Origin of the sequence: Curtobacterium sp. MCBD17_035 (genome assembly GCF_003234815.2) — a bacterium.
In the GTDB taxonomy this organism is placed as follows: domain Bacteria; phylum Actinomycetota; class Actinomycetes; order Actinomycetales; family Microbacteriaceae; genus Curtobacterium.
Map to the genome: position 1 here is coordinate 1280392 of NZ_CP126279.1, position 22752 is coordinate 1303143.

General features: G+C 72.1%; 19 protein-coding genes. 16 read left to right on the plus strand and 3 right to left on the minus strand.

Translation table 11 applies throughout. The features are described from left to right. Positions 1–46: 46 nt before the first annotated feature. Together pknB and DEI93_RS06125 are read right to left on the minus strand one after the other, a co-directional pair. Positions 47–2059 carry a Stk1 family PASTA domain-containing Ser/Thr kinase gene (gene pknB / locus DEI93_RS06120; RefSeq protein ID WP_220037860.1) on the minus strand — a complete coding sequence of 671 codons (2013 nt, stop codon included), beginning with the start codon at positions 2057–2059 and terminating at the stop codon, positions 47–49. 139 nt (positions 2060–2198) lie between these two features. Then, positions 2199–3425 (minus strand): LysM peptidoglycan-binding domain-containing protein, encoded by a 1227-nt coding sequence (locus DEI93_RS06125; RefSeq protein WP_146244363.1) that lies wholly within the window; start codon positions 3423–3425, stop codon positions 2199–2201. 212 nt (positions 3426–3637) lie between these two features. On the opposite strand from DEI93_RS06125, the gene DEI93_RS06130 reads away from it, so the two are divergent. Beyond that, positions 3638–3991 (plus strand): Rv2175c family DNA-binding protein, encoded by a 354-nt coding sequence (locus DEI93_RS06130; protein WP_258368399.1) that lies wholly within the window; start codon positions 3638–3640, stop codon positions 3989–3991. A 110-nt stretch (positions 3992–4101) separates the two neighbouring features. On the opposite strand, the gene DEI93_RS06135 is transcribed toward DEI93_RS06130, so the two are convergent. After that, on the minus strand, positions 4102–5220 hold the full coding sequence (locus DEI93_RS06135; protein ID WP_111119406.1) for a polyprenyl synthetase family protein: 1119 nt from the start codon (positions 5218–5220) through the stop codon (positions 4102–4104). A gap of 79 nt (positions 5221–5299) precedes the next feature. Between DEI93_RS06135 and DEI93_RS06140 the strand changes: the two genes are divergently transcribed. The 15 genes from DEI93_RS06140 (at position 5300) to DEI93_RS06210 (ending at position 22751) form a co-directional block, all read left to right on the plus strand. After that, entirely contained in the window at positions 5300–5668 is a 369-nt protein-coding gene (locus DEI93_RS06140; RefSeq protein ID WP_111008626.1) for an SCO2097 family morphological protein, read from the plus strand. A 357-nt stretch (positions 5669–6025) separates the two neighbouring features. Next, positions 6026–6457 carry a division/cell wall cluster transcriptional repressor MraZ gene (gene mraZ, locus DEI93_RS06145; protein WP_111008627.1) on the plus strand — a complete coding sequence of 144 codons (432 nt, stop codon included), beginning with the start codon at positions 6026–6028 and terminating at the stop codon, positions 6455–6457. 103 nt (positions 6458–6560) lie between these two features. Beyond that, complete coding sequence (gene rsmH / locus DEI93_RS06150; protein WP_111119185.1) at positions 6561–7520, plus strand: 16S rRNA (cytosine(1402)-N(4))-methyltransferase RsmH; 960 nt, start codon at positions 6561–6563, stop codon at positions 7518–7520. A gap of 1 nt (position 7521) precedes the next feature. Beyond that, the gene (gene ftsL / locus DEI93_RS06155; protein ID WP_111026129.1) at positions 7522–8190 is read left to right on the plus strand and encodes a cell division protein FtsL; all 669 of its coding nucleotides are present in this window, start codon (positions 7522–7524) and stop codon (positions 8188–8190) included. A gap of 29 nt (positions 8191–8219) precedes the next feature. Further along, positions 8220–10001, plus strand: a complete 1782-nt coding sequence (locus tag DEI93_RS06160) for a peptidoglycan D,D-transpeptidase FtsI family protein (protein WP_258372167.1) — start codon at positions 8220–8222, stop codon at positions 9999–10001. A gap of 14 nt (positions 10002–10015) precedes the next feature. Next, complete coding sequence (locus tag DEI93_RS06165; RefSeq protein WP_111008931.1) at positions 10016–11596, plus strand: Mur ligase family protein; 1581 nt, start codon at positions 10016–10018, stop codon at positions 11594–11596. Next, positions 11593–13059, plus strand: coding sequence for a UDP-N-acetylmuramoyl-tripeptide--D-alanyl-D-alanine ligase (locus DEI93_RS06170; RefSeq protein WP_111119184.1), 1467 nt, complete (start codon positions 11593–11595; stop codon positions 13057–13059). Before DEI93_RS06165 ends, DEI93_RS06170 begins: the two co-directional genes overlap by 4 nt. Beyond that, positions 13056–14162: a phospho-N-acetylmuramoyl-pentapeptide-transferase gene (gene mraY / locus DEI93_RS06175; RefSeq protein WP_111008631.1), complete on the plus strand. Its 1107-nt coding sequence runs from the start codon at positions 13056–13058 to the stop codon at positions 14160–14162. The genes DEI93_RS06170 and mraY overlap by 4 nt, the downstream gene beginning before the upstream one ends. Continuing rightward, positions 14159–15721: a UDP-N-acetylmuramoyl-L-alanine--D-glutamate ligase gene (murD, locus tag DEI93_RS06180; RefSeq protein WP_111119183.1), complete on the plus strand. Its 1563-nt coding sequence runs from the start codon at positions 14159–14161 to the stop codon at positions 15719–15721. The genes mraY and murD overlap by 4 nt, the downstream gene beginning before the upstream one ends. Next, positions 15666–16997, plus strand: a complete 1332-nt coding sequence (gene ftsW, locus DEI93_RS06185; RefSeq protein WP_111119182.1) for a putative lipid II flippase FtsW — start codon at positions 15666–15668, stop codon at positions 16995–16997. The genes murD and ftsW overlap by 56 nt, the downstream gene beginning before the upstream one ends. Further along, the gene (locus DEI93_RS06190) at positions 16994–18094 is read left to right on the plus strand and encodes a UDP-N-acetylglucosamine--N-acetylmuramyl-(pentapeptide) pyrophosphoryl-undecaprenol N-acetylglucosamine transferase (RefSeq protein WP_111071705.1); all 1101 of its coding nucleotides are present in this window, start codon (positions 16994–16996) and stop codon (positions 18092–18094) included. Before ftsW ends, DEI93_RS06190 begins: the two co-directional genes overlap by 4 nt. Further along, positions 18091–19524: a UDP-N-acetylmuramate--L-alanine ligase gene (gene murC / locus DEI93_RS06195; protein ID WP_111119181.1), complete on the plus strand. Its 1434-nt coding sequence runs from the start codon at positions 18091–18093 to the stop codon at positions 19522–19524. The genes DEI93_RS06190 and murC overlap by 4 nt, the downstream gene beginning before the upstream one ends. Beyond that, a complete protein-coding gene (locus tag DEI93_RS06200) occupies positions 19521–20699 on the plus strand; it encodes a cell division protein FtsQ/DivIB (protein ID WP_111119180.1) in 1179 nt (392 codons plus the stop codon). The genes murC and DEI93_RS06200 overlap by 4 nt, the downstream gene beginning before the upstream one ends. A 172-nt stretch (positions 20700–20871) precedes the next feature. Then, positions 20872–22026, plus strand: a complete 1155-nt coding sequence (gene ftsZ / locus DEI93_RS06205; RefSeq protein WP_111008637.1) for a cell division protein FtsZ — start codon at positions 20872–20874, stop codon at positions 22024–22026. Beyond that, positions 22023–22751, plus strand: a complete 729-nt coding sequence (locus DEI93_RS06210) for a YggS family pyridoxal phosphate-dependent enzyme (RefSeq protein WP_258377961.1) — start codon at positions 22023–22025, stop codon at positions 22749–22751. The genes ftsZ and DEI93_RS06210 overlap by 4 nt, the downstream gene beginning before the upstream one ends. The last annotated feature ends 1 nt before the right edge of the window (position 22752 follow it).

Consider the following 22752-nt stretch of genomic DNA (forward strand, 5'->3'; position numbering starts at 1 on the left):
TCCGGCCCCCGGTCGCGTCAGCCGAGGGCGGGACGGCGCGCACCGGTCACTGCTCGTAGTCGAGCGTGATCGTGTCGCCCTTGTGCACGGTGGAGCCGGGGGCCGGGTCGGTCGCGGACACCGGCAGCGACGACTTCCAGTCGTAGAACGAGCACAGCACGTTCGTGCAGTCCGGGTAGGACACGTGCAGGCCGAGGGCCTGGAGGGTCGACGCGGCCTGGTCGATCGGCTTCTTCCGGACGTCGGGGAGCGTGATCGGGACGGGGCCCTTCGACACCACGAGCTGCACCGTGGAACCCTTGACCACGGGGTCGGCCGGGAGGATCGCCTTGATGACGTCGCCGGTTGGGACGTCGTCGCTGTACTGGCCGGGCGCCTGGCCGGCGTCGAGCCCCACCGCCTCGAGCGCGGCGGTGGCCGCGTCGCTCGACTTGCCGACGACGTCCGGCACGGCGCCGAGCGACACCGTGAGGCGGACGGGCATCCGCTCGCCGTACTGGTGCACGGTGGTCAGGTCGACGTCGTCGCCGGCCTCGGTCGTGCCGGTCGCGGTGAGGACGGTGCCCGCGGCAGCGGATCCGTCGAACCGGTAGCGCAGCTGCTCGAGTGTGAAGTGCGGGGCGAGTTCGCTCCGCACGGTCGCGACCGGCTGTCCGACGATCGCGGGGAGCACGATGGGACGGGGCCCGGACGAGACGAGGATCCGGATCGTCGTCCCGCGGGTCACGATGCGCCGGGCGTCCGGCGCGGTCGCCGAGACGGCGCCCGCGTGGACGACCGCGTCGGGGCGCGCACCGGTGCTCGACGCGGCGTGCAGTCCCCGCTCCTCGATCAGGCGGCGTGCCTGGGAGACGCTCTTGCCGGCGACCTCCGGCACGCGCACGTTGCCGCCGGGCCCGGGTCCGAACCACCACGCGACGACCCCGACGACGAGTGCCACCACGACCACGACGGCGAGGAGGACCCACCCGCGGCGACGGCGCCGGGCGGTCGTGTGCGCGAGGCGTCCCGCGGCGGGAGCGAGAGCGGTCTCGAGCGAGTCGCTCGCCGTCGGTGGGAACCGGGGCGCCGACGTCGTCGAGCGCTGCGGACCGATCGGGCTCCGGGGCGGAGCGAGCGGACCACGCGGACCGAGCATCGTGGTGTCCGCGGGCGCGGCGTCGAGCGGCAGGACGGTGGTGGTGCCGGCGGGGTGGAGCACGGACGTCGCGCGAGGACCGCTCATCCGCTCGTCGATGCCCGCGAGGCCGTCGAGCATCGCGCGGGCGTCGCGCGGCCGCTCATCGGGGTCGCGGGCGGTGGCCCAGCGGACGACGTCGTCGAGTTCGGGCGGCACCGCCGGGTTGCTCGCGCTCGGCGCCGGGACCGTGTCGTTCGCGTGCTGGTACGCGATCTGCATCGGCTGGTCGCCCTTGTACGGCTGCTCGCCCGTGAGCATCTCGTACAGCATGATGCCGACGGCGTAGATGTCGCTCCGGGTGTCCGCCACTCCGCGCGTGACGAGTTCGGGGGAGAGGTACGCGATGGTCCCGAGCAGGGCAGCGCCGGTGGCGGTGTTCGCCGTCGCGGCGCGCGCGAGGCCGAAGTCGCCGAGCTTGATCCGGCCGTCGTCCGCGAGGAGGACGTTCTCGGGCTTGAGGTCACGGTGCACGATGCCCGCCCGGTGCGCGGACGCGAGCCCGGCGAGGACGGCGCGGAGGATGTCGAGCGCCTGGTCGCTCGTGAGTGCCCGGTGCTCCTGCAGGAGGTCACGGAGCGTGATGCCCGGGATGTACTCCATGACGATGTAGGTGCAGTCGGTCTCCTGCCCCTGGTCGAACACCCCCACGACGTTCGGGTGGGACAGACGGGCGGCGGACCGGGCCTCCTGGATGAAGCGTCCGCGGAACGCGGCGTCGTCCGCCAGGTGACCGTGCATGATCTTGATCGCGACGCGGCGCTCCAGACGGACGTCCGTGGCGAGGTACACGGTGGCCATGCCACCGCGGGCAATGCGCGACCGGACGCGGTACCGCTGGTCGATCATCCGACCGATCATCGGATCCGTCGCGGCGTTCATGGTCACGGTCGGCATTCTACGAATCGGGCGTCGGACCACCGCCGCTGACGCACCGACCGTGATGCAATCTCGATCTGGAGGAGGAGGCGGTGCTCACGGACGACCGGTCCCGCCTCCGACCTGGCGGCCGGATCCGGCGTCAGAGGGTGGCGAGCCACGCGGTCGCGGGCTTCTCCCACTGGCCGTACGCCTTCGGGTACGCCGAGTTCTGCACGGCCTGGGCCGCGTCCGTGACCGACATCGACTGCCAGCCGGGGACGTCGAGGAGACCGGCCGTCGTGCCGGCGTTCGGGTTGTGCGGGCCGCCGAAGAACAGCCTCGCCGCGTACGTCGGGTCCATGAGCTCGGACGCGGATCCCCAGCCCTGGCTCGGCCGCTGCTGGAACAGTCCGATCGAATCGCGGTCCCCGTGGTCGAGGTCGCGGAGCCCGGACTCCTGCATCGCGGCCGCGAGCGCGACGACGAGGCCCCGCTCGGGAACCCCCAGGGCGCGGCCGACGCGGACGATGGTCTCGGCGTTGGCCCGCATCTCGTTCGTCAGGCCGACACCGCTCGACGCCGGGACGACGAGGGTGCTCCCGGCGTAGATCGTGCTCGTGTAGGTCAGGCCGTTCGCGGCGAGCAGGTCGGCGACCGAGACGGCGTGCGCCGACGCGATCGTGGCCAGGGTGTCGCCGGCGAGGATGTGCACGGTCGTCGCGCTGCTGACCGCCGGAGCCGCGGTGCTGGTCCCGGCGTTCGTCGTCACCGCGACCGTCGAGGTGGTCGTCGCCGACGGCACCCGGAGCGTCTGCCCCGGGTAGATGACACTCGTGGCCGACAACTGGTTGGCGGCGAGCAGCGCGTTCGTGGAGACACCGAGCCGCGCCGCGATGCCGGTCGCCGTGTCGCCCGACACCACGTGGTAGGTCGAGGTCCCACCGGTCCGGCCGGTCGCGGTCGACCCCGACCGCAGCGTCAGGGTCTGCCCCGGGTGGATGATCGCGTTCCAGCTCAGGCCGTTCGCGCTGAGGACGTCGCGCGGCGAGAGCCCGTACCGGGCCGCGATCGCGCTGACCGTGTCGCCCTGGACCACGGTGTACGAGGCCGGCGCCTCGGTGATGGCGGCGACGGTCGTGACCGTCGGGGTCGAGGTGGCGACCGCGGTGCCGAACACCGGGTGGTCGGTCTCGACGCGGTCGGGCGCGGCTCGTCGCGTGTGGTCGCCCTCGTGCTTCTCCTCGGGGCGGTGGCGCTGGTCCAGGTGTCCGGCGGCCACCGGTCCGGTCAGGCCGGCGGCGACGGCGATCGTGCCGGCGAGGACGATCGGCATCGTCGCGAATCGGGCTGCGCGCGGGCGCCGTGCGGCGGCGTCGTCGGTGTCCACGGTGATCACTCTCCTCGGGGGCCGCGGCGGGGGTGCCGTGCTGCTTCGGCCGGGTGCCGCGCCGCGGGTGCTCCGTCGCGCCGCGGCAAGGTCCGCACCACCGTGGCACGGATCGTCACGTGAGTCAATCAACGAGACGGATGTGACTGGTGTGACTCAAGTGCCCCTCGCCCCCGTTCGAGGACCGCGGGGGATTCTGGCACCATGGCAGCGTGACTGACGCACTGACGGACGACGCCCTGTCCGAGCGCTGGCTGACCGTGCCCGACCTCGTGGAGCTGCTCGGTGTGAGCCCGGGCCGGGTCCACCGGCTGTTCGAGCAGCGCACCCTGCTCCCCGCGCGGGTCGACGGTGTGCTCCGTGTCCCGGTCGAGTTCCTCGACGGTGCGGAGCCGTTGCCGGAGCTCCGCGGCACGCTCATCGTGCTCGGCGACAACGGCTTCAGCGACGACGAGGCCGTGCGCTGGATGCTCACGACCGAGGAGTCGATCGGCGTCCCGCCCATCGCAGCGCTCCGGGCCGGACGCAAGGCCGAGGTGCGCCGGGTCGCGCAGTCCCTGCTCTGACCGGCCGCGACGGTCGGCGAGGCGCGGCGAGGCGGGTCGTCGCGGCGCAGCGGGTCGTCGAGGCGTAGCGGGTCGTCGAGCCGCGACCGGTCGCCGAGTCGGGGTGGTCCTCAGGCGACGCGCTGGGCGACCGTGTCCGCCAGGGCGACGAGCTGCTCCCGCGCCGACGGCGTGAGCGGCGCCGCCGCGAGCGCGGCCTTCGCCCGGGCGACGTGCCGCTCGATCGACCGCTCGACGGCGGCGACGGCGCCGGACTCGGTGAGGGTCGCCCGGAGCATCGTGATCTGGTCCTCGTCGAGCTCGGGATCGCCGAGCAACTCGTCGACGAGCTGCCGGGCGCCCGTGGGCAGGGCCTTCCGTGCGGTCGCGATGAGCACCGTCCGCTTGCCCTCGCGCAGGTCGTCACCGGCGGGCTTGCCCGTGACCTCGGGGTCGCCGAACACGCCGAGCAGGTCGTCGCGCAGCTGGTACGCGACGCCCAGGGGGAGGCCGAAGGCCCGCAACCCCTCGAGCTGGCGGTCGTCCGCGCCGGCGATGAGTCCGCCGATGGCGAGCGGCGCCTCGACCGAGTACTTCGCCGACTTGAACACGATGACCCGCTGGGCGCGGACGAGCAGGTCGGCCTCGTCGACGGTCGGCCACGCGGTCTCCTCGTGGATGTCGAGGTACTGCCCCGCGGTGACGTCGAGTCGCATCGCGTGGAACTCCTGACGGACCAGGCGCGCACGGCCGGGCTCGAGCAGGGCCAGGGCTTCGTCGAACACGCTGTCGGACAGCGAGAGCAGGAGGTCGCCCATGAGCAGCGCGCTGTTCGTGCCGTACGCGGCGCTGTCGCCGATCCATCCGTGCTCTGCGTGCAGGCGCTCGAAGCGACGGTGGGCTGCGGGGCGGCCGCGCCGCGTGTCCGAGCGGTCCATGATGTCGTCGTGCACGAGGGCCGCCACGTGGAACACCTCGAGGGCCGCGGCCGCGGTGACGACGGCCTCCGCGGTGGTCTGACGGGATCCCGCGGCGAGCGGGTCGAACGAGCCCGACCGGCCGGCGACGGACTGCCAGCCCCAGTAGCAGAAGAGGGCACGGAACCGCTTGCCGCCGGCGAGCAGATCGCGCGAGAAGTCGCTGAACGGCGCGAGGTCGGGACTGATCGCCGCGAGCCGCGTGCGCTGCCCCGTGAGCGCGCGTTCGATGCGATCCGAGACGAGATCCACTAACCGCGTACTCTCAGCCACCCTCCTTACCTTAGTGGGTGGCCGAGGCATAGAATCGGCCCACTGAACCAGCGTCGATCCCAGGGATGAGGGACTTGAGATGCCACTCTCGGAGCAAGAGCAGCGACTCCTCGAGGAGATGGAGCGCAGCCTCTACCAGAACGACTCCGACTTCGTGGCCCGCGTCACCAAGCGGCAGGGGCGGCCGACCTACACCTCGATCACGCTCGGTGTCCTCGGGGCACTCGTCGGGGTCGGCGTCGTCGTGCTGGGCCTCGCGCTCCGGCAGCCCGTGATCGGCGTGGTCGGCTTCGTGCTCATGCTCGCGGGCGTCCTCTTCGCACTGCGTCCCGGTGTCGGCTCGCGTGCCGGCCGGCCGGCCGCTCGTCCGACCGCCAAGGGCGGCGCCGGCGGCTCGTTCATGGACCGCATGAACGAGCGCTGGGACAAGCGCAACCAGGAGCAGTAGCCGCTCCCGTCCACCTGCACCACCACAGCGGGGTCGACCTTCGGGTCGGCCCCGCTGTCGCGTTCCCGGGCGACAGCCCTCGATGCTCCGACGACACACCGCGGCCCTCCACCCCCTCCTCCACTCCGCTCCACACGATCCCCCCACTTCCCTCCACCCCCACTCCGACCGGGAGGAACGGCGCCGGATCCGCATGCGCGCGGGCGTTCGGCAGCGCTCCAGCCCGCCGCGACGCCGCCCACTCGCCCCCAGAACGGGGGCTCGGGGGCCTTCCCGGGGCGCCGTTCCGTTGCTCGGTGGTGGGCGGTGGAGTAAAGTGGAGGAACGAGGTGGTCGTTGGAGCAGAGGGGGTCGGCCGTGCTGCTCGGTACGTACGCTCCGAAGCTCGACGAGAAAGGGCGCGTCATCCTCCCCGCCAAGTTCCGTGACGAGCTGTCCGACGGGATCGTCATGACGCGCGGACAAGAACGGTGCGTCGTGGTCTTCAGCCAGCAGGAGTTCGCCGCGCTGCACGACCGCATCCGGCAGGCACCGATGACGAACAAGCGCACTCGCGACTACATGCGCCTGTTCCTCTCCGGGGCGAGCGCGGAACAGCCCGACAAGCAGAACCGCGTGACCATCCCCCAGAACCTCCGCGAGTACGCGGGCCTCGAGCGCGACCTGACCGTGATCGGCGCGGGTGACCGAGCCGAGATCTGGTCCACCCCCGCGTGGGAGGCCTACTACGCCGCGAGCGAGGCCGACTTCGCCGAGAACGACGAGGAGGTGATCCCGGGCGTCTTCTGACCCGCGGACCCGGACTCCCAGCCATGCGCCCTGACACACCTTCCCCGGTGTCAGGTCGGGATGGATGGGGATCCGGATCCACGGTCCAGGAAGCGGGGGCGACATGACAGCATCCGACGGCGGGACCTTCCCGCACACACCGGTCCTCCTCGAGCGCATCGTCGAGCTCTTCACGCCGACGCTCGAGGGGTCCGGCAAGGTCCTCGTGGACGCCACGCTCGGCATGGGCGGTCACTCGGCCGCACTGCTCGCGCGCTTCCCGGAGCTCACCCTCGTCGGCCTCGACCGCGACACGGACGCCCTCGGGATCGCGGGGGAGCGCCTCGCGCCCTTCGGTGACCGTATCCACCTCGTGCACACCGTGTACGACGAGCTGCCCGCGGCCGTCGCGTCCGTCGGGATCGACGCCGTCGACGGCGTGCTGTTCGACCTCGGCGTCTCGTCCCTGCAGCTCGACCGCGCCGAGCGCGGCTTCGCCTACAGCAAGGACGCGCCGCTCGACATGCGCATGGACCGCACCGCCGGCCCCACCGCCGCCGACGTCCTGGCCGAGTACGACGAGCGCGCGCTCCGCCGGATCTTCACGGTGTACGGCGAGGAGAAACTGGCGGCGCGGTACGCCCGGGCCATCGTCGCGCGCCGGACCGAGCGCCCGTTCGAGCGGTCGGCGGACCTGGTCGAGGTGCTCACCGCCGCCACCCCGGTCGCGGTGCAGCGGCAGGGCCACCCCGCGAAACGGGTGTTCCAGGCCCTCCGGATCGAGGTCAACCAGGAACTCGCGGTGCTCGAGCGCGCGATCCCCGCCGCGCTCGACGCCCTGCGCGTCGGCGGTCGGATCGTCGTCGAGGCCTACCAGTCGCTCGAGGACCGCATCGTCAAGCGCGCGCTCGCCGAGCGGACGCGGTCGAGCGCACCCGCGGGCCTCCCGGTCGAGCTGCCCGAGCACCGCCCGACCTTCACCGCCGTCGTCAAGGGCGCCGAGCTGGCCGACGAGGCCGAACGCGCCGCCAACCCCCGAGCCACCCCCGTGCGACTCCGCGCGGCCGAGCGAATCCGGAAGTGACATGACCACGAACCTCGCCCTCGCGGCCGGCATCGCGGCCGAGCCCCGCCCCGACCACCGCCGTGCCCGCCCGGAACTCGTCGAGGTCACGGCGACCAGCGCGCAGCGTCGGGCACGACCGCGGATCGTCGCCGCCTTCGTGGCGGTCGCCGCACTCGCGGCGCTCCTGCTCGCGCAGCTCGGCATCAGCATGGTCCTGAGCAAGGGCGCCTACCAGCTCGACGCGTTGCAGTCGACGCAGACGGACCTGAGCCGGTCGCAGCAGCAGCTCGACGAGCAGCTGTCCGTCCTCCGTTCGCCGCAGAACCTCGCTCGGAACGCCCAGGCGCTCGGGATGATCGCGAACTCGTCGCCCGTGTACCTCGACCCGAAGACGGGCGTGGTGTACGGCACGCCGACGCCGGCAGCGGCGACCGACTCGACCGCGGCCACCACGACGAACCAGGTGCCGAACGCGTTGCTCGACGGCACCGCGGTCGTCGCGAAGCACGGGGACACGGCCACGAGCGCGGAGCAGCCGACGACCCACACCACCACGACCGGCTCGGCGACCGGCGCGTCGGGCTCCGATGCTGGGAAGAGCAGCGGCGCCAGCGCGTCGGGCCAGGGTTCCTCGGACTCGTCCGTATCGTCGGACGCGGCCGAGCTCCAGGCGCCCCAGACGCGCTGACCGTCGCCCTCGGTCCGGAAGGACGCAGTGTGAGGAAGACCCTCCAGAACCGACGCATCCGCTACAGCGTCGCGATGGTGGCGATCATGGCACTCGTCGCGGTGTTCGTCGTCCGCCTCGTCGACATCCAGGTCGTGCAGGCGGCCGAGCTCGACAAGGCCTCCGTCGCCAAGCGGAGCATCCCGGTGACGCTGTACGGCACCCGCGGGTCGATCGTCGACCGCGACGGCACGCCCCTGGCGGACAGCGTCACGCGCTACAACATCACGACGGCGCCCCGCATCGTCGACGCGTTCCAGGGCAAGCTCGGCGGGACCCGGATCAAGCACGTCTCGATCGCGCAGGCGCTCCAGGCGCTCGCGACGGCGTCCGGTGGCGACGTCCCCACCATGAAGCGCGCCATCGCGGCCGCCCCGAACTCCGACTTCGCCTACCTCGTCAAGGGGTTGGACGTCGGGCACTACCGCGCGGTCGAAGCGCTCGGGATCCCCTGGGTCTACCCGGAGAAGCAAGCATCGCGGACCTACCCGAACGGGGCCGCCGCCGGCAACCTCACGGGGTTCATGGGCACGGACGGGGCGCAGGCGGGGCTCGAGCTGGCGTACGACAAGTGCCTCGCGGCGACGAACGGGTCCGAGACCTACGAGCGCGGCGAGGACGGCGTCCAGTTGCCGGGCAGCACGGTCACGACGAAGCAGGCGAAGAACGGCGGGACCGTCGAGACGACCATCGACGAGGACCTGCAGTACATGGCGCAGCAGGACATCGCCCAGCAGGCGCAGGCCCTCGGAGCGCAGTCGGCCACCGCGACGGTCGTCCAGGTCGGGACCGGGGAGATCCGCGCGATCGCGGACTGGCCGAGCGTCGACCCGAACGACGTGGACGCGACGAAGGACACCGGGTCGTTCGGCTCGCGGGCGCTCACCGCGACCTACGAGCCGGGGTCGACGATCAAGGCGGCGATCGCGGCGGCCCTCCTCGACACCGGCAAGGCGACGCCGCTCACCCCGGAGTCGGTCCCGTACTCGCGGACCTTCCCGTGGGGCGGCAGGATCTCGGACGCCGAGTACCACGGCACCGAGAACCTGACCCTGACCGGGATCCTCGCCCAGTCGTCGAACGTCGGCATCACGGAGGCGGGGCAGGTGCTCAGCGCCCAGCAGCGGTACGACTACATGCGCAAGTTCGGCCTGTTCGAGTCGCAGTCCGGGATCGCCTTCCCGGGGCAGCCGACCTGGCCCGACGCCGCGTCGCCCTCGTGGGACCCGCAGACGAACATGAACTCGATGTTCGGCCAGGGGATCTCAACCACCGCGCTGCAGGTCGCGAGCATCTACCAGACGCTCGCGAACGGCGGGGAGCGGATCCCGCTGCACTTCGTCTCGGGGTGCGAGCAGGCCGACGGCACCGTCACCGACAAGCCCGACGTCACGCCGACGCGCGTGGTGTCCACGTCCGCGGCCGACCAGATCGTGCAGATGCTGCAGAGCACCCTGACCGACCACGCGGGCACGCTCGCCGGCATGCAGCCCATCTCGGGCTACAACGTGGCCGCCAAGACCGGGACCGCCGAGGTCGCCGTGGCGAACGGTGGCGGGTACGGCAGCGACCGCATCATCTCGGTGGCCGGAATGGCACCTGCCGAGGACCCCCAGTATGTTGTCACGGTGACGTTCACGAAGCCGGGGCCGGGACATCGGTTCTCCAGCTCCGCCGCTCCGGCGTTCCACACCCTCATGTCCCAGGTGCTCGAGAAGTACCGCGTCACCCCCTCCACGACGGCGGAGAAGACCTACCCGTCCACGTGGTGAGGAAGAAGGAGCACGTGTCCGCTCGGATCCCTCCGGTCCTCCGTCCCGAACACCCGGCCGCACGCCCGCTCGCCGAACTCGTCAACGCGTTCGGCCTGCGCGTCGTCGGTTCGTCGGACGGCATCGAGGTCACCGGCGTGACCCTCAGCGCCGCCGAGGTGCAGCCGGGGGACGTCTTCGTCGGCGTCCACGGAGCGCACCGTCACGGGGCCGAGTTCGCGGCTGACGCTGCCGAGCGTGGTGCCGTCGCGGTGATGACGGACGACGCCGGGGTGGCCCTGGCGGCACCGAGCGGTCTCCCCGTGATCGTCGTCGAGGACCCGCGCGCGGCGCTCGGAGACGTGTCCGCGTGGGTGTACCGCACGACCCAGGACGCCGAGGACCTGCCGCAGCTCTTCGCCGTGACCGGCACGAACGGCAAGACGAGCACCGCCTACCTGCTCGAGGCGGTCCTCGGGCAGCTCGGGCTCGTCACGGGACTCAGCTCGACCGCGGAGCGGCACATCGGGCAGCTCAGCGTGACGAGCCGCCTCACGACGCCGGAGGCGAGCGAGATGCACGCGCTCCTCGCCCGGATGCGTGAGAGCGAGGTGCGCGCGGTCGCCGTCGAGGTGAGCGCCCAGGCCCTCAGCCGACACCGGGTCGACGGCATCGTGTTCGACGTCGTCGCGTTCACGAACCTCAGCCACGACCACCTCGACGACTACGCCGACATGGAGGAGTACTTCCAGGCGAAGCTGCCCCTGTTCCAACCCGAACACGGGCGTCGGGGCGTCGTCTCGCTCGACTCGGAGTGGGGGGCGCGCGTGGTCGCCGAGTCCCGGATCCCGGTCACGACGATCACGGTCCGACCCGAGGTCGAGGCCGAGTGGCGCGTGGAGATCACCGAGGCCGCTGCCGCGTACACCGAGTTCCGGCTCACCGGCCCCGAGGGCCGGTCGTTGACCACCCGCGTCCCGCTCATCGGGTGGCACATGGCCGCGAACGCAGCACTCGCGATCGTCATGCTGGTCGAAGGCGGGTTCGAGCTCGGCGCCATCGAGCAGGCCCTCCGCCACGAGGACGGCACGAGCGGTATCGACGCGTACCTCCCCGGCCGCACCGAGCGGGTCTCCGGCGACGAGGGACCCAGCGTCTACGTCGACTTCGGGCACAGCCCCGACGCCTTCCTCAACACCCTCGCCGCGGTCCGGCAGTTCACGCCCGGCAAGGTGATCATGCTCTTCGGCGCGGACGGCGACCGGGACACGACGAAGCGGGCGGACATGGCCCGTGTGGCCGCGGCGGGCAGCGACGTGCTCGTCGTCACCGACCACCACCCGCGATTCGAGGACCCGGCGTCGATCCGCAAGACGCTCGTCGACGCCGCACGCGAGGCCTACCCGGACCACGAGCTGTACGAGGTCACGCCGCCCGAGGCCGCCATCCGGCACGCCGTGTCGCTCGCCGGCGAGGGCGACTCGATCCTCTGGGCGGGACCGGGACACCAGGACTACCGCGACATCCGCGGGGTCCGGACGGAGTACTCCGCCCGTGACGAAGCACGCGCCGCCCTCCGTGAGGCCGGCTGGACCCCGGGGGAGGCCCGCCGGTGATCGCGCTCACCCTCGCCGAGGTCGCCGCGGCGGTGGACGGCGAACTCGTCGCCGGCGCGCCCGAGCGGGTCATCGAGGGCTCCGTCGAGACGGACTCCCGGCTCGTCGGGCCCGGGTCGGTGTTCTTCGCCCTCGCCGGCGAGACGACCGACGGCCACCTGTTCGTCCCCGCAGCGGTGTCGGCGGGGGCGGCGCTCGTGATCACCGAGCGCGTCACGGCGACCGAGGTGGCGGGCCGGCCGGACGCCGACGTCGCCCAGATCGTCGTCGCGGACGGCTACGCCGCGTTGGCCGCGCTCGCGCACGAGGTCGTCGCCCGGGTCCGCGCCGGCGGCCGCCTGCGGGTGGTGGGCATCACCGGCTCGAACGGCAAGACGAGCACCAAGAACATGCTGCGCACGATCCTGTCCCGGCACGGCGAGACCGTCGCACCCGAGGGCTCGTTCAACAACCACGTCGGCGCGCCGATCTCGATGCTGCGACTCACGCACGACACGCGGTTCCTCGTCGTCGAGATGGGCGCGAGCGGTGTCGGGCACATCGCGAAGCTCGTCCGCATCGCCGAGCCGGACGTCGGGGTCGTCCTCAAGGTCGGACTCGCGCACGCGGGCGAGTTCGGCGGGATCGAGGCGACCCAGCGCGCGAAGTCCGAGATGGTGACCGACCTGCCGTCGACCGCGACCGCCGTGCTCAACATCGACGACGACCGCGTTGCTTCGATGCGCGCGCTGACAGCCGCACGGGTCGTCGGCTTCGGCACCTCCCCGGACGCCGCGTACCGCATCGGGGACCTGACGAGCGACCGGCACGGCACCGCGTTCACGCTGACCTGTCGGAGCACGGACGCGTCGGCGGTGCCGGGAGGCCCGACCCAGGCCGAGGAGACCGTCACCGTCCGCCTCGCCATCCTCGGCGAGCACCACGCCATGAACGCCACGGCCGCGCTCGCGGTCGCCGCCGAGTGGGGTGTCCCGCTCGCCGACGGTGCCGAGGCGCTCGCCACGATGACGCGCGCCGAGCGGTGGCGGATGGAGCTCCTCCACGGCGGCCCGGAGGGCGTCACGGTCGTGAACGACGCGTACAACGCCTCGCCGGACTCGATGGCCGCCGCGCTCCGGACGCTCGCGCAGATCGCCCGTCCGGGCGAGCGCACCGTCGCGGTGCTCGGCGAGATGGCCGAGCTCGGCGAGTACTCCGTCGAGGAGCACGACCGCGTCGGACGGCTCGTCGTCCGCCTCGGCATCGGGCAGCTCCTGGTCGTCGGGCCCGGAGCGCTCCCCATCCACCAGGCCGCCTCCCTCGAGGGATCGTGGGACGGCGAGTCGGTCTACGTCGAGGACGCCGAGGACGCCGTCCGTACCCTGCAGGACATGCTCCGCCCCGGCGACGTCGTCCTGGTCAAGTCCTCGAAGTCCGCCGGTCTCCGACACCTCGGTGACCGCATCGGAGGTGTTCCGGCATGATCGCACTGCTCATCGCCGCGGCGGTGTCGCTCGTGTTCACGTTGCTGCTCACCCCGCTGTTCATCAAGCTCTTCCACCGACTCGGGTGGGGGCAGTTCATCCGCGACGACGGTCCGCAGTCCCACCACACCAAGCGCGGGACGGCCACCATGGGCGGGATCGTCCTGATCCTCGGGTCCGTCATCGGGTACTTCGTGGGGCACCTCGCCGGCCGCGACACCGTGACCCTGTCCGGGATGCTCGTGCTGTTCCTCATGGTGGGGCTCGGCGTGGTCGGGTTCGTGGACGACTTCCTCAAGGTGCGTCGGCAGCGGAGCCTCGGGCTCGGCGGCTGGGCGAAGGTGCTGGGGCAGGTCATCGTGGGCGTGATCTTCGCGACGGTCGCCCTCGTCGTGCCGAACGCGCACGGGCAGTACCCGGCGTCCAAGATGATCTCGGCCGTACGGGACATCCCGTGGCTCGACTTCATGGCCCTCGGCACCGTCATCGGGACCGTGCTCTACCTCGCGTGGATCGTGTTCCTCACGGTGTCCACGTCCAACGGTGTCAACGTCGCCGACGGGCTGGACGGGCTGGCGACCGGGTCGAGCATCCTCGCGATCGCGTCCTACATCTTCATCGGCTTCTGGCAGTACAACCAGGAGTGCGGCGGAGCGCGACTCGACGACAGCGTCGTGCATGCGTGTTACCGGGTGACGAACCCGCTCGACCTGGCGGTCGTGGCCGCGTCGATCTGCGGCGGGCTCATCGGGTTCCTCTGGTACAACACGTCGCCGGCGCAGATCTTCCTCGGTGACACCGGCTCGCTCGGCCTCGGGGGCGCCCTCGCCGCGCTCGCGATCCTCAGCCGGACGGAGCTGCTGCTCGTCCTCATCGGCGGCCTGTTCTTCATCGTCACCGGCTCGGTCATCCTGCAGCGGGCCTACTTCAAGATCACCCACGGCAAGCGCATCTTCCTGATGAGTCCGCTGCACCACCACTTCGAGCTCAAGGGCTGGGCCGAGGTCACGGTCGTGGTGCGGTTCTGGATCATCGCCGGACTCTGTGTCGCCGCCGGCGTCGGGCTGTTCTACCTCGAGTGGATCACGAGAGCCAACGCATGACACGACCCACCCGGGCCTCCCGGCTCGACGGTCTGACCAGCTGGCACGCCACCGGATGGCGTGGGCTCCGCGTGGCGGTGCTCGGGCTCGGCGCCACCGGGTTCTCGGTCGCCGACACCCTCGTCGAACTCGGCAGCGAGGTCACCGTGTGGTCCGAGGACGCCCCGGAGGACCGCGTCGAGCTCCTCGGCGTGATCGGCGCGCGGTTCGTGCGGACCTCCCTGGCGACCGTGCCGGACGAGCTCGTCGTCGCCGCCCCGGACCTCGTCGTCGCGTCACCCGGGTTGCCGCCGTCCAACCCGACGCTCGCCTGGGCCGTCGAGCACAGCACGGTCTGGGGCGACATCGAACTCGCCTGGCGCGTCCGCGACAAGGTGGTGCGTCCGAGCGGACCCGCGCCGTGGGTGCTCATCACCGGGACGAACGGCAAGACGACCACGACGCAGCTCACCCAGGCGATGTACGCGGCCGGCGGCTGGCGTGCCGCGGCCTGCGGCAACATCGGCGTCCCCGTGCTCGACGTCGTCCGCGACCCGGACGGGTACGACGTGCTCGTCGTCGAGCTCTCGAGCCACCAGCTGCACAGCATGCCGACGACCGGACCGGGCGCCGTCGTGCCCCTCGCGTCCACGTGCCTCAACCTCGCCGACGACCACCTCGAGTGGCACGGATCCGCCGCGGCCTACCGGGACGCCAAGGCGAAGGTCTACGCGAACACCGTCGTCGCGTGCGTCTACAACGTCGTCGACGAGGCCACGCGGCGCATGGTCGAGGACGCCGACGTCGTCGAGGGGTGCCGTGCCGTCGGGTTCACCCCGGGCGTCCCGGCGCCGGGCGACGTCGGGGTGGTCGAGGACGTGCTGTGCGACCGTGCGTTCCTCGACGACCGGCGGAACGCCGCGCTCGAACTGGCCGCGCAGGCGGACCTCGAGCTCGCCGGCCTCGCGTCGCCGCACATGACGATGAACGTGCTCGCGGCGGCGGCGCTCGCCCGCGCCGGTGATGTGACGCCCGCCGACATCCGTCAGGCGGTCCGGGGGTTCCGTCCCGACCACCACCGCACGGAGCTCGTGGCGGTCGCCGACGGCGTGCGCTGGGTCGACGACTCCAAGGCGACGAACCCCCACGCTGCAACGGCGTCCCTCGCGGCCTTCGAGGACGTGGTGTGGATCGTCGGCGGCCTGTTCAAGGGCGTCGACGTCGACGACCTCGTGGCCCGGTTCGGACCCGAGGTGCGTGCGGCCGTCGTGATCGGGACGGACCGCGCACCGGTGCTCGCGGCATTCGCACGACACGCGCCCGATGTGCCCCTCGTCGAGGTCCTCGCATCGGACACTGAGCAGGTCATGCCCGAGGCGGTCCGGCATGCCGCCGCGGTCGCACGACCCGGCGACACGGTCCTCCTCGCCCCGGCTGCCGCGTCGTTCGACCAGTTCGGCTCCTACGCGGACCGGGGGCGCCGGTTCGCGGCGGCCGTCCACGAGCACCTGGGAGGAGACGCCGATGGCGAACCCGCCGACGACCGTCCGCACGGGGACGACCCGGACCGGGGGCGGTGACCGGTCTGCCGGTGCGGCCGCTCGACGCGCGAACGGGGCCGTGGTCGCGGTCCGCCAGCTGTTTGTCGCCGAGACGGGCGCGTTCTACACGATCCTCGGGGTGACCCTGTTCCTCGTCGTGTTCGGCGTGGTCATGGTCCTGTCCTCGTCGAGCGTCGAGCAGTACGCGGCCACGAAGGACTTCTTCGGGGCCTTCACGCGACAGGGCATGTACGCCGTGATCGGCGTCCCGCTCATGCTCGTCGCATCGCGGCTGTCGGTGCGCTTCTGGCGGAAGTGGGCGATGCGGATCGTCGTCGCGGGCCTGGTCGTGCAGGCGCTCGTCGTGCTCACACCGCTCGGGTACTCGATCCAGGGCAACCGGAACTGGATCCGGATCGGCTCCTTCACCGCGCAGCCGTCCGAGATCCTCAAGCTCGCCCTCGCGCTCGGCATCGGTGCGATCATCTACGCCAAGCGGGACAAGCTCGACGACTGGCGCGAGGTCTTCATCCCCGTGGGGCTCGCGGCGCTCGGCTCGATCGGGCTCGTCCTCGTCGGCAAGGACCTCGGGACCGCGATCATCATGATGCTGCTCGTGTTCGGTGCGCTGTTCATCGGCGGCGCCCGCCTGCGGCACCTCGGGGTGGGCGTGCTCGCGATCGCGGTGGTCGTCCCGTTCCTCACGATGTCGTCGAGTTCGCGGTCGTCCCGGATCAGCGCCTGGTTGTCGGGCTGCACGAACTCGAACCAGTACCAGGACCTCTGCTGGCAGCCCGTGCACGGCATGTGGGCGCTCGCGTCCGGCGGGGTGTTCGGTGTCGGCCTCGGCAACTCGAAGCTCAAGTGGTCGTGGCTGCCCGAGGCGGACAACGACTTCATCTTCGCGATCATCGGCGAGGAGCTCGGGCTCATCGGCGCGATCGTCGTGCTCGTCCTCTTCGTGGTCCTCGCGATCGGGTTCGTCAAGGTGATCCGGACCTCCCGCGACCCGTTCGTGCGGACGGTGACCGGCGCGGTGATGGTGTGGATCGTCGGGCAGGCACTCGTCAACATCGCCGTGGTGCTCGGCCTCCTACCCGTGCTCGGCGTGCCGTTGCCGTTGATATCCGCGGGTGGCTCGGCGCTCATCATGACGCTCGTCGCGATCGGCGTCGTCCTGTCCTTCGCCCGCGTCGCTCCGGACGCCGACACCGCAGTACCCGTGGACGGGCACCTCGTCGCGGCGCAGCGATCCGCGGCGGCCGCGGCGGCGCGTGCCGGCCGGGCCGCGAACCCCGGACGGGGTGCTCGGTGAGCCGCTTCCTCTTCGCGGGCGGAGGCACGGCGGGGCACGTCAACCCGCTCCTCGCCGTCGCCGACCGGCTGCGCGAGCGTCGTCCGGACGACGACGTGCTCGTGCTCGGCACAGCCGAGGGCCTGGAGGCGCGGCTCGTCCCCCTGCGCGGCTACGAGTTGGCGACCATCCCGCGCCTGCCGTTCCCGCGCCGTCCGAACGCGGCGGCTGTCCGGTTCCCCGGCGCCTTCCGGCGCACCGTGGCCCACACCGAGGCCCTGATCCGGGATCGCGGCATCGACGTCGTGTTCGGCGTCGGCGGGTACGCGGCCGCGCCGGCCTACATCGCCGCACGGCGGACGGGCGTCCCGCTCGTGGTGCACGAGGCGAACGCCCGTGCGGGGCTCGCCAACCGCCTCGCCGCGCGCTTCACCGACCACGTCGGCACCACGTTCTCGAACACGCGCCTCCCGCACGCCCGCCTCGTCGGCATGCCACTCCGGCGCGAGATCGAGACGCTCGACCGACGCGCCGCCCGCGCCGAGGGGCTGGCCGCGTTCGGTCTCGACCCCGCGCGCCCGGTGCTGCTCGTGACCGGAGGCTCTTCCGGCGCGCGACGGATCAACGAGACCGTCCACCGCGCCGCGGCCGCCGTGCTCGGGGTGGGGTGGCAGATCCTGCACATCGTGGGCGCGAAGTCCGACATCGGCCCCTCGTCGCTCGAGGGGTACCACGTCCTGCCGTACTGCGACCGCATGGACCTCGCCATGGCCGCCGCGGACTTCGTGGTCTCCCGATCGGGCGCGGGGATGGTCTGCGAGCTCACCGCCGTCGGCCTGCCGAGCGTGCTCGTGCCGTATCCTGTCGGCAACGGCGAGCAGCGGCTGAACGCCCGCGACGTCGTCGAGGCCGGCGGCGCGGTCCTGGTGGCGGACGAGGCGTTCCTGCCCGAGTGGGTGACGTTCGACCTGCTCGGGATCCTCCAGGACCGGGCGCGGATCGCGGACATGGCGGTGCGCGCGGGCAGCGTCGGACACCGCGACGGCGCCGATCGCATGACGGACCTCGTGATCGACGCGCTCCGCGGGCGCGACGCGGGACGGACGGAGGAACCATGACCATCAAGCCCGACCTGTCGCAACCGATCCCCGACGACTTCGGCACCGTGCACTTCATCGGCATCGGCGGTTCCGGCATGAGCGGCATCGCACGGATGTTCCTCGCCGCCGGGCACCGGGTCACCGGGTCGGACTCCCGGGAGTCCGCGACGACGGGACGCATGCGCGAACTCGGTGCCGACGTCCGCATCGGCCACGACGCCGCGAACGTCGGTGACGCCGACACGGTCGTCGTCACGAGTGCGTTGTGGCCCGACAACCCGGAACTCCTGGAGGCCCGGCGTCGCGGTCTGCCGGTCATGCACCGCTCGCAGGCCCTCGCAGCGCTCATCGCGGGCCGGCGGCTCGTCGCGGTCGCGGGCGCGCACGGCAAGACGACGTCGACCGGCATGATCGTCACGGCCCTGGTGGAGCTCGGCCTCGACCCGAACTTCGTCAACGGCGGCGTCATCCAGTCCCTCGGTGTCAGCTCGGGCAGCGGTGCGAGTGACACCTTCGTCGTCGAGGCGGACGAGTCCGACGGCTCGTTCCTGCTCTACGACACCGCGATCGCCCTCGTCACCAACGTCGACGCCGACCACCTCGACCACTATGGCAGTGAGGACGCGTTCATCGACGCGTTCGTGACGTTCGCCTCGCGCGCGTCCGAGCGGGTGGTGATCTCGAGCGACGACGCCGGAGCGCGACGCGTCACGGCTGGTGTCCGGGCGACCGCGCACGCACCGTCCATCGTCACGTTCGGTGAGGCCGACGACGCCGACGTCCGCGTGACCGATGTCGTCGAGACCGCGGGCGTGCAGGCCGTGGTCCACGTCGCGGGCGTCGCACACCCCCTGGTGCTGCGGGTACCCGGGCGGCACAACGCGATCAACGCGGCGGGGGCCGTGGCCGTGCTCGTCGGCCTCGGGGTCGACGCGGCCGACGCCGTCCGTGGCGTCGAGGCCTTCGGGGGGACGGAGCGGCGGTTCGAACTGCACGGCACCGAGCGCGGCGTCCGCGTCTACGACGACTACGCGCACCACCCGACCGAGGTGGCGGTGGCACTGCGCGCCGCGAGGAGCGTCGTCGGCGAGGGCCGCGTCATCGCGATCCACCAGCCGCACCTGTACTCCCGCACCCGGCTCATGGCCGGGGACTTCGCCCGCGTCTACGAGGAGCTCGCGGACCACACGGTCGTGCTCGACGTGTACGGCGCCCGTGAGGACCCGGAGCCCGGGGTGACCGGAGCGCTCGTGCAGGAGCGGTTCACCGACCAGTCGCGCGTCGACTACCTGCCGGACTGGTCCGAGGCGGCAGCCCGTGCCGCCGACCTCGCCGAGGACGGCGACATCGTCATGACGCTGAGCTGTGGCGACGTCTACCGGATCATCCCGCAGGTGCTCGCCGACCTGCACGGCGGCCGAGTCGCGGCGGAGGCCCCGGCACGGTGAAGCGTCCCGAGGGGTTCGACCCGGGCTCGCTGCCCGTCCCGGAGCGTCCGGCGCCGCCGCGTGAGGACCGTGCCGCGTCGGACACGGACGCGAGCGCTCGCGGTGGTGCGACACCGGGTGGTGCGACGTCGGGTGGTGCGACGCCGGGTGGTGCGACGCCGGGCCGTGCGCCGTCGGATGGTGCGCGGAGCCTCCTGACCGGTGCGACGGGTCAGCGGCTCGGCGCGGGCATCACCGCACTGGCCGGCCGGTTCCGTGCTCTGAGCCCGGACGAGGACTTCGTCGACCCCGTGGCGCAGGAGCGCGCCGCCGCGCGTGCCGCACGGGCCGCCGAGGCCGCCGAGGATCCCGACGTCGACCACGAGCGGCCGCTGGGCGCGGGCGTCCGCGCCGCCGAGACCGCTCACGAGGCCCGCGCGGCCCGCCGCCGTCGTCGTCTGGTGGAGCGCCAGGAGGTCCGTCGGTTCACGCGGCGGAGCCGCCACCGGCGTGCAGCGTGGCTCACATCCGGCGCGGTGCTGCTCGTGCTCGTGCTGTCGGTCGTCGTGGCCGTGTACTCGCCGCTCATGGCGCTCCGGACGATCGAGGTGCGGGGCACCGACCGGGTCGACCGGCAGCAGGTGCTCCACGCGGTGGACGGCCAGCTCGGCACGCCGCTCGCCCGGATCGACTTCGGTGCCATCAAGCGGCAGCTCGCCGGGTTCCCGCTCATCGCGAGCTACGTGACCGAGGAGGCTCCGCCGCACACGCTCGTCATCACGGTGACCGAACGCGAGCCGATCGTGGCGGTGAAGACCGGGTCCGGGTACGACCTCGTCGACCCCGCGGGCATCGTCGTCGAGTCCGACCCGAAACAGCCCGCCGGGATGCCGCTCGCGGCGGTGCAGCCGTCCCAGCTCGGCAGCACGGCCTTCCGGTCGATGACCGAGGTCGTGCTGGCGCTGCCCACCTCGGTGCGCTCGACGGTGACGCAGGTGACCGCGAGCACCTCGGACGACGTGACGCTCACCCTGCACTCCGGTGCGAAGGTCGTCTGGGGGAGTCCCGACGACTCCGCCGCGAAGGCGCGGCTCCTCGCGGCGTTGATGACGTCGCAGGCGCCCTCGGGCAAGGTTGAGTACGACGTCTCGGCGCCCGACAACGGGATCGTGCGGCAGCAGCGATCCGCGGGATGATGGGCGCACACGCCGATTCGCGGGTCGCTCCTGCGACACGCGGCGTGGCGTCGTCCCTCGTTCGGAGGGGCACCCCTAGCGTCGTCAGCAGTACCCATACCAGCAAAATCCCTGAACTTCAACCAGAGGTTGAGGCTTGCTCTCGGAGAGCACTACCGGAGGCCGGACCAACGTGACCACGAACCACAACTACCTCGCCGTCATCAAGGTGGTCGGCGTCGGCGGCGGCGGCGTGAACGCCGTCAACCGCATGATCGAACTGGGTCTCCGCGGTGTCGAGTTCATCGCGATCAACACGGACGCCCAGGCGCTCCTGCTCAGCGACGCCGACGTCAAGCTCGACGTCGGCCGCGAGATCACCCGTGGGCTCGGTGCTGGTGCCGACCCGGAGGTCGGCCGTCGTGCCGCCGAGGACCACGCGGAGGAGATCGAGGAGGCCCTCGCCGGCGCCGACATGGTGTTCGTCACCGCGGGTGAGGGCGGTGGCACCGGGACGGGCGGCGCGCCGGTCGTCGCGCGCATCGCGAAGTCGATCGGTGCGCTCACCATCGGTGTCGTCACGAAGCCGTTCGGGTTCGAGGGCAAGCGCCGTCAGGCGCAGGCCGAGAACGGCGTCGCCACGCTCAAGGACGAGGTCGACACGCTCATCGTCGTGCCGAACGACCGCCTGCTCGAGATCAGCGACCGCGGTATCAGCATGGTCGAGGCGTTCGCGACCGCCGACCAGGTGCTCCTGGCCGGTGTCCAGGGCATCACCGACCTCATCACGACCCCGGGGCTCATCAACCTCGACTTCGCCGACGTCAAGAGCGTCATGCAGGGGGCCGGGTCGGCACTCATGGGCATCGGTTCCTCACGCGGCGCGGACCGTGCGATCAAGGCCGCCGAGCTCGCGGTCGCGTCGCCCCTCCTCGAGGCCTCGATCGACGGCGCGCACGGCGTGCTGCTCTCGATCCAGGGTGGGTCGAACCTCGGCATCTTCGAGATCAACGACGCCGCCCGCCTGGTGCAGGAGGCCGTCCATCCCGAGGCGAACATCATCTTCGGTGCGGTCATCGACGACACCCTCGGCGACGAGGTCCGGGTCACGGTCATCGCCGCGGGCTTCGATGGCGGCGAGCCGTCCGGACAGCAGCAGAAGGACCGCCGGTCGAGCTACGTCGACCCGGACACGACCGCCCCGGTCGCGGCGAGCCACGCGCACGACGAGACCGCTCCGGTCGCCTCCTGGGCGACGCAGGAGCACGAGCCGCCCGTGCAGCGCGCAGCCGACCCGGCGTTCGACGATGACGACGACGAGCTCGACGTCCCCGACTTCCTGAAGTGAGTCGGGTGGACGGGGCCGAGCCGCCCCTCCCGTCCGGGGAACCCGGTCTGGAGGAACGGCTCGGCTCCGTCCGCAGCGGCATCGCCGACGCCGCGCGAGCCGCGGGGCGCGGCGTCGACGAGCTGACGCTCGTCGTCGTCACGAAGTACCACCCGGCTGCACTCGTCCGGTCCCTGGCCGCACTCGGCGTCACCGACGTGGGGGAGAACCGGCACCAGGAGGCGCAGGCCAAGGCGGCCGAGCTCGCCGACCTGTCGCTGCGCTGGCACTTCGTGGGCCAGCTCCAGAGCAAGAAGGCGCGGCAGGTCCGTCGCTACGCGGACGTCGTGCAGTCGCTCGACCGGGCCAGTGTCGTCGACGCGCTCGCACCGACGGAGGGTGAGCCGCACCCGCGGGTGATCGACGGCTTCGTCCAGGTGAACCTGACGACCGATCCCGCACGCGGTGGCGCTCAGCCGTCCGAGGTCGACGCACTCGTCGAGCAGGTGCTGGCATCCGGCGGCGTCCGCCTGCGCGGCGTCATGGCCGTCGCTCCGCTCGACGAGGAGCCCCGTCGGGCGTTCGCCCGGCTCCGCGCGATCTCCGAGCGCGTGCGTGCGGTGGCGCCGTCGGCGACCGCGATCTCCGCCGGCATGAGCGGCGACTACCCCGACGCCGTGCTCGAGGGCGCGACACACCTTCGGATCGGGACGGCAATCACCGGAAACCGCCCGGCTCCTCGTTAAT